Source organism: Staphylococcus croceilyticus, assembly GCF_002902575.1.
GTDB lineage: Bacteria > Bacillota > Bacilli > Staphylococcales > Staphylococcaceae > Staphylococcus > Staphylococcus croceilyticus.
In genome coordinates this window covers 1,618-17,165 of sequence record NZ_PPRD01000082.1, presented here as the reverse complement: position 1 = coordinate 17,165, position 15,548 = coordinate 1,618, and the positions used below count along the sequence as shown (strand labels likewise).

Here is a 15,548-nt window from a genome sequence, read left to right as displayed (position 1 = left end):
CAGCGTTCATCCTGAGCCAGGATCAAACTCTCCATAAAAATTTATGATGTTTGATTAGCTCATAAAACTAAATAGTGTTTGTAACTTACAGTTACATTTATTGGAATTAACGTTGACATATTGTCATTCAGTTTTCAATGTTCATTTTATTAATGGAGCGGGTGATGGGAATCGAACCCACAACATCAGCTTGGAAGGCTGAGGTTTTGCCATTAAACTACACCCGCATATTTAATTTATTATTTGGTGCGGCCGAGAGGACTTGAACCTCCACGGGATTTCTCCCACTAGGCCCTCAACCTAGCGCGTCTGCCATTCCGCCACGACCGCTGGCAAAACGCATAATTAATATTTATTAATTATCGAGAACAATAATTATTGTAATTCTTTTGTAATCAAAAGTCAATACTTTTTTAACATTATTTTAAATAAATTTACTAACTTTTAATGTTTAGCGCTTTTATTAAAGCAACGATATATATAATACATGCTTATTCTATTGAAGTCAATACCTAATCCATAAAAGTTCAAAGCACTTTATCAATGTTATTTACCAATGATAAAGTGCTTTAAATGCCATTCCTATTATATTCCAACTATTATCTTTATATTACTAGAACTATTTTATACCTTTCATCTTTTAAGATATTTTTTCAGTTTTAACTTGCCACCACATTTACCGCATCTCATTCTATTAATATCTACTTTTTTAATTCTTAAATATTCACTTCCACAAGATACACATATATAAATATAATTTGCTCTTTGATCATAGCTTTCTAGTGCCTTACAATAACGAGGTGCTTCAACTTTTTCGCTTAATCTTTTAAAGTCCTCATCTCGATGTTTATATCCTATACCTAGTAAATGTAAATGGTAATGACATAATTCATGTTTAATGATATCAACAAGTGCTTCTCTTCCATATCTTTCATATTGTTTAGGATTTATTTCAATATTATGAGACGACAACAAATATCTACCACCTGTAGTTCTTAACCTTTTATTGAAATAGGCATTATGTTTAAATCTCCTATTAAATTTTTCAAGAGAAATCGTTTCAACTAATCGTTGTAAATCTTTATTATTCATTAGGATTAATCATAGTTAACGCAACTTTATCTTTAGTTTTATCAATATTTAAAATCCACACGTCAACTATATCTCCTACGCTTACAATATCCATAGGATTTTTTACAAATTTCTTTGATAATTTTGAAACATGGACTAAACCATCTTGTTTTACGCCTATATCTACAAAAGCACCAAAGTCTACTACGTTTCTAACCGTACCGCTTAGTTTCATACCTTCTGTTAAATCTTCAATTGATAACACATCAGATTTTAATATTGGTGTCTCATATTCATCGCGTGGGTCACGGTTTGGTGCCATTAATGATTTAATAATATCTTCTAATGTTGGAATTCCTAATTCTAGTTTAGTAGCAGTATTTTCTACATTGATGTTTGATAGTTCTTGTTTTAACTTTTCAGAGCCTAAGTCAGATATAGATAAATTTAAACTTTCTAACAAGTTATATGTTGCCGCATAACTTTCTGGGTGAATTGATGTATTATCTAAAGGTTCTGTCCCATTTACTATTCTTAAGAATCCGATACTTTGTTCAAATGTCTTAGCACCTAATCGTTTAACTTTACTAATTTCTTTATTATGTTTTATAGCCCCATTTTCTTCACGATAATCAATAATATTTTGAGCTATTGCACCTGATAATCCAGAAACGTATTGAAGTAATGATTTAGAAGCAGTGTTAACATCTACGCCAACTTGGTTAACCGCTGTTTCAACAACGAATGTTAATGCATTTTCTAATTCTTTTTGATTCACGTCGTGTTGATATTGACCTACTCCAATAGATTTAGGATCAATTTTAACTAATTCACTTAATGGATCTTGTACACGTCTTCCGATTGAAACAGCACTTCTCTCTTCTACTTGGAAATCAGGAAACTCTGATCTAGCCACTTCAGAAGCAGAATAAACTGAAGCACCCGCTTCATTAACTATAATAAACTGTGCTTTTAAATTATATTTTTTAATGACATTTGCTACAAATTGTTCTGTTTCACGGCTTGCTGTTCCGTTACCAATTGCAATTAATTCTACTCCGTTCTCTTTAATGATACGTGTTAATTCTTTTTCAGCTTCTTGAACTTTCGCTTTTGGAGGATGTGGATAGATAACGCTTTTCGCTACAAATGTTCCAAATGGATTGATAACTGCGAGTTTACATCCTGTTCTGAAAGCTGGATCGACACCTAGAATTTGTTTTCCTTTCATAGGAGGTTGTAGTAATAAATTTTTTAGATTTTCACTGAATACTTCGATTGCATGATTTTCAGCTTTTACAGTTAGATCTCCTCGAATTTCACGTTCTATTGAAGGCATAATTAAACGCTTCAAACTATCTTGAATTGCTTCTTTTATATATTGTAATTGAGGATTTGTAGATTTAACTTCATTTTTCTCAATAAACGTTTCAATATGTGACGTATCAAATTCAATTTTTACGGTTAATACTTTCTCTTTTTCACCACGGTTCATAGCTAAAACTCTGTGATTAGCTACGCGCTTAATAGGTTCAGAGTAATCATAATACATCGCATATGTTTCTTTTTCATCTTCCGCTTTTTTCTTTTTAGAAGTAGTAATTTGACCTTGATGATAGACATCTTTTAAGATTCGGTTACGATATTTAGGATTATCAGAAATATGCTCGGCGATAATATCTTGCGCACCTGCTATTGCATCTTGACTTGTTTCTACTTCTTCGTTTAAATATTGCGTTGCTTGTTGACCAATATCAGAACCTTTTCCTTCGATAATCCATTTAGCAAAAGGTTCAAGTCCTTTACGTTTTGCTTCTGTTGCTCTCGTTTTCTTTTTCTGTTTATAAGGTCTATATAAATCTTCTACCCTTTGCAACTTAGTTTGCTTTAAGATATCTTGTTTAAGTTCATCAGTTAATAAACCTTGTTGCTCAATATTATGTATAACTTCTTCTTTTCTCTTTTGTAAATTCGCTACATATTGATATTCCTCAGAAATTTGTTTAATTTGGACTTCATCTAGTCCTCCAGTAGCTTCTTTTCTGTATCTAGCAATAAAAGGAACTGTATTATTTTCTTCTAAGAGTTGTAATACAGCTTTAACTTGTTTTTCTGAAAATTGATATTTTGCAACTATTTCATCAATTAAGTTTTTATCCATTATATAACCACACTTTTTCAAAATTTCATTTTCAATTTTAGCATATAATAAACAATCATTTTATTTAAACAGTTTTTCACAATTGTTTTCTTACTTTACTTATAATTAAAAGACTATCAAGATAGATACCTGATAGTCTTCTATATTATTAATATTGAATTATTGTTTGGCAGCTTGTTGTAATTTTTTAATTGCTGTTCGCTGTAACCTTGAAACGTGCATTTGGCTAAGGCCAATACGCTCGCCAGTTTCTTTTTGACTTAATCCTTCAATGAATGTACATTGAATAATTTCTCGTTCCCTATCAGATAAAATCGGTAATATGCGTTCAAGAATCATACGTTTTTCTGTTAAATCGTAATTATCATCTTGTTGCCCCATGATGTCTAATAGCGTTACAGTCGAACCATCTTTATCTGCTTCTATTGAATGATCTACACTTAGAGCATTATAACTTTGGCCCATTTCCATAGCTTCTAGAACTTCTTCGTCAGAAACTTCTAAACGCTGAGCAATCTCAGCAATTGAGGGAGAACGTTCAAGTTCGTTTGTTAGTTCATCACTCACTTTTTTAATTCTCGGCCCAATTTCTTTAATTCTTCGTGGAACATGGACGCTCCAAGTTTTATCTCTTAAATATCTTTTAATCTCACCAATAACGGTTGGTACTAAGAATGCTTCAAATTTGCGATCAAAAGATAAATCAAACCTGTTAATAGCACCTATTAAACCAACCATACCAACTTGAACTAAATCTTCGTGATGTGATTGTCCTTTTGAATATTTATAAGCTAAAGATTCAATTAACTTGCGATAATGTGCTACAAGTCTATCTTGAGCGTTTGTATTAGCGTTTTCTTGGTGTTCTTTAATCCATTGGTTAATTTGTTCAGGTGATACATCATTAACTGATTTCGACTCTTTCGTCATTATTTGGCACCTGCTCTTTTTTTATATACTTAATCATGCTGATTGTTACACCAGATTCTTTGAAAACTTTTACTTCGTCCATCAACGATTCGATTAAAAATAATCCTAAACCGCCTTCACGTAAAAAGTCTATATTTTCATTTTCGGTATAAGGCCCTAATTGAGACTTAGTAGTTTCGTAATCAAAACTTTCACCTTGATCGGAAATGATGATTTTAATTTTATCATCAAATATTTCAAAACATATATTAATCATACCATTTGTTTCATCATTTTTGTATGCATGTTTAACTGCATTTGTAACCGCTTCACTTACAGCAATTTTAGAATCTTCAATATCATCATATGAAGCTCCGGCTCTTGAAAATACACCTGATAATGTTAAACGAATCAAACTGACATATTCTGCAGAGGCAGGTAGTTTCATTTCAATATAATCATTTTTAGGCAAGTTAATCTACCTCCGTTCCTTCATTAACGTGCATTAAGTCTTTTAAGCCAGTGATATCAAATAATCTACTAATTCTATCTGATGCTCCAAAGATATATAATTCCTTACCATTTTGATTTAACGCTTTTAATGTTCCTACAAATAAACCTAAACCTGTTGAATCCATATAACTTACATTTGTTAAATTAACATGAATATCATGTGTACCTTCTTGACGCATTGGAACAAGCACCTCTTCAAGTTCTGGCACTGTGTAAACGTCTAATTCTCCTGCTACGATAACTTCATAATATTCATCATGTGTTATCGACTCTATATTAAGGTTCATAGTTTGACACTCCTACTCTTTATCTTTACAAATATGTATACTCTACATAATATACCCATTACTATTATAATATAACCAAAAAATTTAATATCTAATTTACGCGTTTAATAATTAATATTGTCATATCATCACGTTTATTAGGATTTTGCACTTTTAGTATAGCTTCATATAAGATTTGTACAATATCTTGTGGATGCATATGTTTATATTTACGTATTAAATTAAGTAATGTTTCTTTCGTAATAAATTCTCCGTCAGAATTACGTGCTTCCGTTACGCCATCTGTAAATATAATGACAAGATCATCTAGACATATTTGAATCTCTTGTTGGCTATAACGAGTATGTTGACTTACACCTAAAACGCGTCCTCTTACATCTATTTCTTCAAATGTTTCAGTTTCTGCACGATACACATAACCAGGTTCATGCCCAGCCGAACTACAATATAATAGATGATTCATTTCTTCATATAAACCATAAAACATAGTAACGAACATATTTTGGTTAACGTTCTTTTCTACTACTCGGTTTAATCTTTTAAGCCCATCGCTTGGTAATTGCGAGTGTCCGTAAGAATCCATTCCGAATTTAATCATACTCATGGCTAAAGCGGCAGGAATCCCTTTACCAATAACGTCAGCTACTGCAAAGCTCATCGTCCCATCTCTATGATCAATTAAATTGAAATAATCTCCACTTACTTTTTGTGCTGCTACTGAAATAACGCCAATTTGAATGCTATCGAATTGAGGAATATCTGTTTTCAACATCGTTTGTTGAAGCCTAGAGGCTAAATCAATCTCTTTATCGTGGAATTGCATTTTATTTACTAACTTTTGGTAATCTCTATAGCTATACCCAAAGCCTTTAACTACCTCTTGTAAGATGTCAAGTGTTTCAAGCAATTGAGATTCTTTAAGTTGTAAAGAAGAAACATACGACTTATGTATTTTAACTACATCTTCAGGCAGAATATCTTTTTTGATTACTTCATCCGTAAAATCATGACACTTTTCTAGAAATCGTTTTTTATCTTTTGTAACCAAGCTTTCATCTATAAGTAGTTTATAGTGTTTTTTAAATTCTTCCACGAATCTGCCTCCTTACTTCATAGTTGCATTACTTAAATTTTAATGTTGTTAATATTAATTGAATTTATTCACTAATTTTATTAATGAATTATTTAATTTATTCCAAAAAAATACTACTATTTAAAAAAGACTTTAGGAATTACCTAAAGTCAACAACTTAAGTCATCAATTCAATAGTATTAATATAAATATACTATTTTGTAGGTAATGATAACCTATAATTGCAATTTTGAAGAAAATCAATTAATCATTATACTAACGCTTTTATATTTAACAATTTGTTAAACGTATACTTGGTAAATACATAAAAAACTCAAGTTTTTTGAGGTCGAACCTCATGTAACCCTAAACTGATATCTAAAGCTTCATCTACTTCTTTCATTTTTTCTTCAGATAAATAAGTTAATTTTTCTTTCAATCTTTTTTTATCTAAAGTACGAATTTGTTCAAGTAGAATAACTGAATCTCTATCCAATCGATATTTTTGTTTCTCAATTTCTACGTGTGTTGGTATTTTGGCTTTATTAATCCTTCCCGTAATTGCAGCGACAATTACGGTAGGACTATATTTATTACCAGTATCATTTTGAATGATAACTACAGGTCTTACTCCCCCTTGTTCAGATCCCTGTACTGGTGACAAATCAGCTAAATATACATCGCCTCTTCTAATCATTCACTTTTATAATTCGAAGTGATGTACGATTCGTTACAATCACAAGCTTCACATTCTAAATGAAAAGCTTCTGTTGCTAGGGAGAGGTTTAAATCGGCCATTTGCACATAGCCTTCTTTTAAAGATTGTTCGAGACTGTGGCTTCTATTCTGATTAAAAGTTAACATACTATGAACCTCCATCGGATACCAAATAAACATAATAAACCTTTATTTAATTTTATAATAACAAATTTTATATCTAGTGACTATACTATTTTAATAATTCATTTGTTACATATTTTTGGTTATTTATATAATATATGCGAGGTACACGTCTTCCAAAATTACATAAGACTTCATAGCTTATCGTATTTTGCTTGTCCGCTAGAGCTTCAACAGATTGAGGCGTATCAAATTGATTATCAAGTAAAACTACTTTGTCCCCTTCTTGAACTTCGTCAGGCACTTTAACGATAGTTTGGTCCATGCATACCCTACCTATAATTTCACACTGCTGATTATTGATATTTACAGTCGCACCTTGCATTGATCTCAAATATCCATCAGCATATCCAATTGGTAAAATAGCTATTTTTATATTTTCAGTGGCAGTATATGTGCTACCATAACTTACTGATTCTCCAGGATTTAAATATTTCGTTTGTACTACTTCAGTCGTTAATTGAGCGCTAGGCTTTAACTTAGTTTGAACAATACTTTTTACATAATTTGATGGGTAATAACCATAAAGAGATATACCTAATCTTAGTGCATTACATAATTCACAGTCTCTCAATAGTGAACCCGCTGAATTTTGTGCATGAATATACTTAGGTTTAGGTGCGTTGTTAACCAATTTTTCAAATAAAGCGTATTGATCATCCATTGAATCGCCTGGCTCATCTGCATTAGCAAAATGAGTATACACACCTTCAAATACTAGATTATCGGATTCTTGAATAGTATTTATAACGTCTTGATATTCTTCCTGAGTTTTAATACCTAATCTTCCCATGCCTGTATCTAATTTTACATGTAACCATAAACGTTTTTGATTGTCTTCATTAATTAAACGCATTGCACTTGTTAACCATTTTTTAGAAGGAACAGTTAAAGCAACACGATGTTGAATTGCTTTATTAATATCTTCTAATGGAATAACACCTAATATTAAGATTTGTGCACTAATACCATGCATACGCAATTCAATCGCCTCATCTAATGTTGCCACTGCAAAGAAATTAGCATCTTGTTGCATTAAGTATTGCGCAATTTTAACACTGCCTAATCCATAACTATTTGCTTTTACGACTGGTATTACTGTTTTATTCGGATGCATTTCAGAAATAGTATGATAATTGTCTTGAATAGCGTCTAAATCTACGTTTAAATAGGTTGCTCTATAAAATTTGTCTGACATAAGAAGTCCTCCTCAACACTTTAGATTTATTCGTCAATAAAATTTGATTACTAAAATCTATATAACTTTAATTTGTATTATTCATTATAGTACTGTTAATCTTGCTTTTCTAATATAACTTGGCTCATTGCATAATTTTCAGTATGTGTAATAGAAACATGAACGATAAAGTTAGGATATTCAATACACGGTTTTCCTTTTTCATCGTTATAGCAATTAATATTATTGAAAGCTACAGTTTTACCTAAACCTGTGCCTAGCGCTTTGCTAAAAGCTTCTTTTGTAGCAAAACGTCCTGCTAAAAATTCTATTTTTCTTTTTTCACTTTTGAATGAATTAAATTTTTCTTGTTCTTGCGTAGTTAATATACGTTCGACTAACTTATTTAGTTGTTTTCGATATACTCTTTCTATACGATCTATTTCAATCAAATCGACTCCAAGCCCATAAATCATAGCTTATCCTCACTTCACATTTTGTATTTCTTCATCTAATTCTTCACTTTCATTTACTTTCTTAAGTTGAAGAATTTCTTTTAATTTTGAAGCTTCCTCTTTATTAATTAATTCAATTTCGGCATCTCCCCCAGCAGTTGATAAATGTAAACTGGCTAAGTGGTATTTTCTCATGAGATACCCTTCTTCAATATCGATATTTTGTATTCTGTAGAAAGGAATGATGGTCGTTTTTATAAAGATAATCCCTTTTCTTATATAAATTTCATTATCTTTATAATAATAATGAAAGTTTTTATATTTTAAAAATGGAACACCAAATACAAAACAAATGATAAATAAAATTAAAATACCAAGTGCTAATGCAATCGTCCAAACTGGACTCATTAGATGCATATAAGCAATATCTAAATAAGTTACAACACTTATTATTAATAAAAATATAAAAAATGTAATTAACGCAGCTAGTCGCATTACTTTAGGTCCATTCTCATGCATATATTTATATTCATTCATTGTACTCACCTCGTAAATAGCCATTTACATATTGATTCACTTTATCGTCATCTACAAACTTCAACTTCATCTCTTCAAAATCTGAGCCTTTAGCAATTAGAAAACCAATATTTCCTAAATGTGCTCTTTCAAGGAATGGGTGTTGTTTAGTTTCCATGCCAATAATCTTATCCGTTTTGAAATAATATGTATTGAAACTAAATGTATTTATTTCACGAAGTGCAATTTCATCATTTTTGAAATTTAATCCTGCAGCGCGAATATAAACATAAGCGTGCAATGCCATTAAGCCAATAACCAATACAGCTATAAGAATACTCCAAGCGCTCCAGAAATAAGTCCCAATGCCAGCTGCTATTAGTAAAACTATGCTAGGTATTAAGAAATGTCTGTGGTAACCACGCCACGGCATATCACTTTTTACACCATTAAATTGCATTTCTGGAACAAGTGATTTAATAATTTGATAAGCCTCTTTTCGTTTAATGAACGGTAAGATCATAATTTTACCATTATCACTAGCGTCTTCTTCTGAAGTGATATCTAAATCACTAGTAATAATAAAGTGTATGGACGTATAACCGAATAACTTTCTTAGAAAAGATTGTTTCTCAAGGACAGCTTGCAATCTATTAGTAGGTACAGTAATATTTTTTACATTTAATAGACCATAACTAATTTTAAGTTGACTGTTCTGTTGTGTAACCGTGTAATTATAATATCGAACGATTGTAATAAATGTTCCTATGATGTAACTAACTAATAACACGACTCCAACTATAAACAACACAATAAATAATACTGAATTAATCCAGTGCCAAAGGTTAGATGTCCACTTTTCCCATGGAATCATCTCATGAAATGCTCCTAGTATAGGTGACACTGTTGCTAAAGCTACCCCGATAGCACCACTCGTCATAGCCATAAGCAATAAGGAACGCAATGACATTTTATAAATAGTTGATTCGTTTTGTATTGTACTAGAAGCAACGTTATCAGTATTTTGAATAGGTTGCTCCTCAACTACACTATGTTCACTTTTTATAACTTCTTCATTCTTGTCTTCTTTCATTTGTAATTGACGTTCGCGAATCGTTTTTTCAATTAAGTTGCTCTGTTTTTTTGAAATAGTAGCTAGCTCTATCCCATCACTTGGTGTTTTAATTTGTAAACTCACACCACCAACAATTTGATTGATTAATCCTTGAGTAGTGTCTAGCGACTGAATTCTACTTAAGTTCAATTCTTTACGTTTTTTATTTATCCACCCAGATGTCACTATAAAATGCTCATCTTCTATCCAGTATCGTGTTACATATACTTCTAAAAAGTGATGAGTAAAAGTAACTAGAAAGATGAGGAAAAATATAGCTGGACTAATATAATTTCTTATATTTGTAAAATCAAAATCCCAGCTATTAAACACTACAAATATAAGAAAAGGAATTATATTTTGTTTTATAACTTTAATTAAACCATCTACATATGAAATAGGATGCAACTTTTGAGGACTATACATCAGAATCTGCACCTCTCAATGCTTCTAGAATATGTTGTGATAAATACTCTGCCTGTACTTCAGACATTAAAGGTAATTTCACTTCGTGTCCTGCTGTGACAAATACGACAGTATTAAGATGAAAAGCTTTTAACAATGGATTAGTTTTAATTTGAAGATATTGTAATCTTTCAATTTTAGTCATTTGATGATGCTTAAAAATAAACATAGATTTAACTTCGACATTTTTAGCATCGACACTATAATAATGGAAACGATAACGCACATACGGTTGTATGACTAAACGAAGACAACTTAAAACAAATAAGAAGATTAAAATGTAGAAAATAAAGTGATACCAATTAAAATAGTTCCACATTGAATACAAAGCACCTAATATAATCAACTCAATTAGGAAGGTAACACCACTCCATATCCAATGAATAGCATATGCATTTTTAGGGCTTTTATGAAATGAATCTTCTAACTTCATCATAAACTCCTTTGCAATTTTTCTTAATTATATCATACTGATTTAATTCTATATGATTACTTTAATATACATTTTCCAACTGTACATTATGCTTTCTTTATATATTTTTTCATGCAAAAAACACCTCAACTCATTGAGGTGTTTTAGACGATACATAAAATTCTATTTTTGTAAATCTGCGAACGTACGAGCTTTCATAGATGGTTTACCTTTATCTTGTCTGTCGCGACGATCTGATTTCTTACCTTTTTTCTTATTGAAGTTACCTTTTGAACGTTTGTTTTTATTATCGAATTTATTATTACGTTTACCACCACGGCGAGAATTATTTCCTTTACCTTGACGGCTTTTACGTGCTAAAGGCTTTTCAAAAGTTAATTGAACTTCAACTTCATCGTTCGCTTCAACTAATTCTTGTAATAATGATGCAACTAATTCAGTGCTATCATATTCATCTAATAATTCACTTGAAATGCGTTTTAGACGTGCTTCACTTTTACGTGACATCCAGTTTTTAACTTTATCTTTAATATCTTCTTCACGCGCTTTAAGCACTTCTTTACGATGCGGAGGTCTTAATGCATTCATTCTTCTACCGTTCACTTCTTCAATTTGGCGGATGTAATCCATTTCAATTGGGTTAACAAATGTAACGGCGATACCTTCTTTACCTGCACGACCAGTACGGCCAATTCTGTGCGTATAGCTTTCAGTATCTTGAGGAATATCGAAGTTATAAACGTGACTTACGCCTGAAATATCAAGACCACGTGCAGCAACGTCAGTCGCTACTAAAATATCAATTTGGTCATTTTTAAATTTCTTTAATACTTCTAAACGTTTCGCTTGAGTGATATCTCCGTGTAAACCTTCAGCTTTATAACCTTTAGATAATAAAGCACTTGTTAATTCATCAACACGGCGTTTTGTTCTACCGAAGACAATTGCTAATTCAGGTTGGTGAACATCTAAGAAGTTTGTAAAAGTATCGAATTTCTCAAGTTCTTTTACGATTGTGTAGTATTCATCAATTTGTGGATCAGACATTTCATTATTCATTGTCTTAACAATTTGTGGAGATTTCATAAATTGTTGTACTAAAGTTTGAATTGCTTTAGGCATTGTAGCTGAGAATAACATTGTTTGGCGTTGTTCAGCTGGAATTTTATCCATAATAAATCTCATATCATCAATGAAGCCCATGTTCATCATTTCATCCGCTTCATCCAAGATTAATGTATGAATATCATTTGTTTTAAGTGTACGACGATTTAAATGGTCAATCACACGACCAGGTGTACCTACTACGATTTGTGGTCCGCGTTTTAACGCTTTAATTTGCCTATCGATTGGCATACCACCAAATACTGTAACAACCTGTACATTTTGTCCACGACTAAATTCGCGTAACTGTTCTGCTACTTGCATAGCTAATTCTCGAGTTGGTGCTAAGATCAAAGCTTGAACGCCTGATTTACCAACTACTTTTTCAATTAAAGGAATCCCGAAAGCGCCTGTTTTACCTGTACCAGTTTGAGCTTGTCCAAGGATGTCTCTTCCTTCTAATGTGTAAGGGATACTTTCTTTTTGAATCGGTGTAGGTTCCTTAAACCCCATTGCTTCAAGGGTTTCAACCGTTTTATCCGAAATCCCTAATTCTTTAAAATTTTGCAATATAATTCTCCTTTAAACTAACTTTTTTATCAATATACGTCTGTGTATATAAGGTCCTCTTATTACGTCAACTTCTATATAGTACCACCTAAAAATATTTATCGCAATAAAGCAATTTCTTACTTTCTTTCAATATATAACTCATTTCTTTATAATAGCGTTTACATTTTTTAGCTTCTTTTTTGGAAAAGGGCATAAAAAACAAACCATTGTGCGATTTTAAACATCCACAATGGCTTGTTAGAAAAGCATATATATATAATGATAATTAAATAATTTGATTTACCACATCTTCAAGTTTATTTCCTCTTGAGCCTTTAACTAAGACTTTATCTTGAGGTACTAAATGAGATTTTAAATAAACTGTTAATTCATCTTTGTCTGAGAAGTGTGCCACATTTTCAACAAACTGACCACCTACATCGCTAATAAATTTAGCATCTGTGCCGTAAGTAAGTAGCGTATGAATACCTTTATCTTTAAGGTGCGCACCAACCTCTTCATGCATACGTTGGCTATTCTCACCTAACTCTAATGAGTCGGCAAGTACTAAGATTTTACGTCCATCCATATTACTCAATGTATCAATGGCCGCTTTCATACTTGTAGGGCTCGCATTATAAGCATCATTAATCACTGTGATGTCATCATCAGTGACATGACGTTCCATACGCATTCCCGTCAGTTGAACATTATTAATATTACGTTGAATTGTTTCATAATCCAATCCAAGTTCATGACCAATAGCGATCGCGATAGCAGCATTCTTCATATTATGAATACCTAAAATAGGTAATTCGTAATGTTCTTTTCCATTAATATCAAATGCGATACCATCATTTTTACTATTTTTCACTTCACATACTAATACATTATCCGAATTTAAGCCGATGCTAATTAATTTAGCGTTTTTAACTGTCTCAACGTGAGGCACTAACAGTGGTTCATCACCGTCATAGATAAATGTGCCACCCTCTTTAAGTCCAATCGTAATTTCTGATTTAGCTTTAGCGATACCTTCGCGTGATCCTAAATCTTGCATATGTGACTCACCGATATTTGTAATCACAGCGATGTCTGGCTCAGCTATCGTTGATAATAATTCGATTTCATGGAAACCTGACATACCCATCTCTAGAATTGAAATTTGTGTATCTTTATCTAATTCTAAGATAGTTAATGGTAAACCAATTTCGTTATTATAATTGCCTTGCGTCTTTTTAACTTTGAATTCAGTATGTAAGACACTTTCAATCATATCTTTCGTAGTCGTTTTACCATTTGATCCTGTCACCCCGATAACTTTAGGATTAACATGTTTTAAATAAGCTTTCGCTAATTGTTGTAACGCAGTTAGTGTATCTTCCACCCAAATAATTGGTCCGCTAATGTTTGCGTCAATATCATGCCCTTTTTCATAAAAAGAAGCTCCGGCCCCATCTTGCAACGCTTGGGCTACAAAACGATGGCCGTCAACGTTCTCTCCTTTAAAGGGAATAAATAGCATATCTTCTTTAATCGCACGTGAATCGATTGTGACACCTTTGATAGTTTGATTTAAGTATTGATCATCTATTTCGCAAGATATCCAGTTCTGAATGTCTTTTAATGAAACTTCTATCATAAATGAATTCCTCTCTTAATCGATTGTGTATTTATTTTTCTTTTTATCTTCGTGACGCTCTTTGGCTAAGTCGATTAATTTAGTGATTAAGTCTGAGTAAGATAAGCCCATGTTCTCCCAAAGACTTGGATACATACTAAATGCAGTGAAACCTGGCATTGCATTTGTTTCATTTATGAAAATTTGATTATCTTCTGTAACAAAGAAATCTGCACGCACTAAACCAGAACAATCTGTAGCTTTGAAGGCTTCAAGTGCCATATTTCTTAAAGTTGTTTGAACTTCTTCATCTAATTTTGCAGGAATTTGTAACGAAATTTTGCCATCTTTATATTTAGATTTATAATCATAGAAAGCAACATCTTTGATAACTTCGCCAGGCCATGTCGTTTCTGGATAATCGTTACCTAGGACTGCTACTTCAACTTCACGTGCATTGATACCTTGTTCAATAACTAATTTACGGTCAAATTGGAATGCTTCAGCAATACCTGCTTTTAATTCTTCTTCGTTGTTACATTTACTAATTCCAACACTTGAACCAAGGTTAGCTGGTTTTACAAAGACAGGGTATGTCAGTTTATCATTAACAAGTTTAATGATATTACCTTGATATTTTTCATACTCACTTCTTAAGAAGCTAATATAAGGTAATTGAGGTAATCCGCGATGTTCAAATAATTGTTTCATAACTAATTTGTCCATAGAACTTGAAGCGGCTAATACACCATTTCCAACGTAAGGTAAGTCAAGTACTTCGAATAATCCTTGGATTGTACCGTCTTCACCGTTTGGACCGTGTAATAATGGGAATACAGCGTCATATGCGTTGCCATTACTACTTTCTTTTAATAATAACGTGATTTCTCCAGCGTCAACATCTGATAAATGAAGTTCTTCTACTGATTCAATTTTTTCAACTATATTATCTTTTTTCTTCCATTGTCCGTCATTAGTGATATAAATAATATCTACTAAATATTTGTCTTTATCAATCGCATTTAATACATTTTGCGCAGTTAAAATCGAAACATCATGTTCAGCACTTTTACCACCATATACGATACAAATATTTTCTTTTACCATATTCAATTTCCTCCATTGAGAAAGATTAGTACAAAAGCGTTATAAATTTAAACAATACTTTTTTCTTAAGAATTTTAATTTCTCAAAAATT

Annotated in this window: 16 protein-coding genes and 2 tRNA genes; all 18 read right to left on the bottom strand. The window is 31.8% G+C overall.

What is annotated here, in order from left to right:
- Positions 1-153: 153 nt before the first annotated feature.
- Positions 154-227, bottom strand: a tRNA-Gly gene (locus CD128_RS09595).
- A gap of 17 nt (positions 228-244) precedes the next feature.
- A tRNA-Leu gene (locus CD128_RS09590) sits at positions 245-330 on the bottom strand.
- Positions 331-633: 303 nt separating this feature from the next.
- The gene (locus CD128_RS09585; protein ID WP_103329703.1) at positions 634-1,092 is read right to left on the bottom strand and encodes a SprT family protein; all 459 of its coding nucleotides are present in this window, start codon (positions 1,090-1,092) and stop codon (positions 634-636) included.
- Positions 1,085-3,232, bottom strand: coding sequence for a Tex family protein (locus CD128_RS09580; RefSeq protein WP_103329702.1), 2,148 nt, complete (start codon positions 3,230-3,232; stop codon positions 1,085-1,087). The genes CD128_RS09585 and CD128_RS09580 overlap by 8 nt, the downstream gene beginning before the upstream one ends.
- Before the next feature lie 159 nt (positions 3,233-3,391).
- The gene (gene sigB / locus CD128_RS09575; protein WP_103329701.1) at positions 3,392-4,162 is read right to left on the bottom strand and encodes an RNA polymerase sigma factor SigB; all 771 of its coding nucleotides are present in this window, start codon (positions 4,160-4,162) and stop codon (positions 3,392-3,394) included.
- Complete coding sequence (rsbW, locus tag CD128_RS09570) at positions 4,137-4,589, bottom strand: anti-sigma B factor RsbW (RefSeq protein ID WP_231917296.1); 453 nt, start codon at positions 4,587-4,589, stop codon at positions 4,137-4,139. Before rsbW ends, sigB begins: the two co-directional genes overlap by 26 nt.
- Before the next feature lie 25 nt (positions 4,590-4,614).
- Positions 4,615-4,941, bottom strand: a complete 327-nt coding sequence (locus CD128_RS09565) for an anti-sigma factor antagonist (RefSeq protein ID WP_103329699.1) — start codon at positions 4,939-4,941, stop codon at positions 4,615-4,617.
- A 91-nt stretch (positions 4,942-5,032) separates the two neighbouring features.
- Positions 5,033-6,034, bottom strand: a complete 1,002-nt coding sequence (locus CD128_RS09560) for a SpoIIE family protein phosphatase (protein WP_103329698.1) — start codon at positions 6,032-6,034, stop codon at positions 5,033-5,035.
- A 313-nt stretch (positions 6,035-6,347) separates the two neighbouring features.
- Entirely contained in the window at positions 6,348-6,710 is a 363-nt protein-coding gene (locus tag CD128_RS09555) for a type II toxin-antitoxin system PemK/MazF family toxin (RefSeq protein WP_103329697.1), read from the bottom strand.
- Positions 6,707-6,877 carry a type II toxin-antitoxin system antitoxin MazE gene (gene mazE / locus CD128_RS09550; RefSeq protein WP_103329696.1) on the bottom strand — a complete coding sequence of 57 codons (171 nt, stop codon included), beginning with the start codon at positions 6,875-6,877 and terminating at the stop codon, positions 6,707-6,709. The genes CD128_RS09555 and mazE overlap by 4 nt, the downstream gene beginning before the upstream one ends.
- A gap of 85 nt (positions 6,878-6,962) precedes the next feature.
- A complete protein-coding gene (gene alr, locus CD128_RS09545) occupies positions 6,963-8,111 on the bottom strand; it encodes an alanine racemase (protein ID WP_103329695.1) in 1,149 nt (382 codons plus the stop codon).
- Positions 8,112-8,206: 95 nt separating this feature from the next.
- Positions 8,207-8,566, bottom strand: coding sequence for a holo-ACP synthase (gene acpS / locus CD128_RS09540; RefSeq protein WP_103329694.1), 360 nt, complete (start codon positions 8,564-8,566; stop codon positions 8,207-8,209).
- Between the two features lie 9 nt (positions 8,567-8,575).
- A complete protein-coding gene (locus tag CD128_RS09535) occupies positions 8,576-9,082 on the bottom strand; it encodes a PH domain-containing protein (RefSeq protein WP_103329693.1) in 507 nt (168 codons plus the stop codon).
- Positions 9,075-10,601, bottom strand: coding sequence for a PH domain-containing protein (locus CD128_RS09530; protein WP_103329692.1), 1,527 nt, complete (start codon positions 10,599-10,601; stop codon positions 9,075-9,077). Before CD128_RS09530 ends, CD128_RS09535 begins: the two co-directional genes overlap by 8 nt.
- Positions 10,594-11,073, bottom strand: coding sequence for a PH domain-containing protein (locus CD128_RS09525; protein ID WP_103329691.1), 480 nt, complete (start codon positions 11,071-11,073; stop codon positions 10,594-10,596). Before CD128_RS09525 ends, CD128_RS09530 begins: the two co-directional genes overlap by 8 nt.
- A gap of 162 nt (positions 11,074-11,235) precedes the next feature.
- Positions 11,236-12,747 carry a degradosome RNA helicase CshA gene (cshA, locus tag CD128_RS09520; RefSeq protein ID WP_103329690.1) on the bottom strand — a complete coding sequence of 504 codons (1,512 nt, stop codon included), beginning with the start codon at positions 12,745-12,747 and terminating at the stop codon, positions 11,236-11,238.
- 268 nt (positions 12,748-13,015) lie between these two features.
- Positions 13,016-14,371 (bottom strand): UDP-N-acetylmuramoyl-tripeptide--D-alanyl-D-alanine ligase, encoded by a 1,356-nt coding sequence (locus CD128_RS09515; RefSeq protein WP_103329689.1) that lies wholly within the window; start codon positions 14,369-14,371, stop codon positions 13,016-13,018.
- A 15-nt stretch (positions 14,372-14,386) separates the two neighbouring features.
- The gene (locus CD128_RS09510) at positions 14,387-15,457 is read right to left on the bottom strand and encodes a D-alanine--D-alanine ligase (protein WP_103329688.1); all 1,071 of its coding nucleotides are present in this window, start codon (positions 15,455-15,457) and stop codon (positions 14,387-14,389) included.
- Between the last annotated feature and the right edge of the window lie 91 nt (positions 15,458-15,548).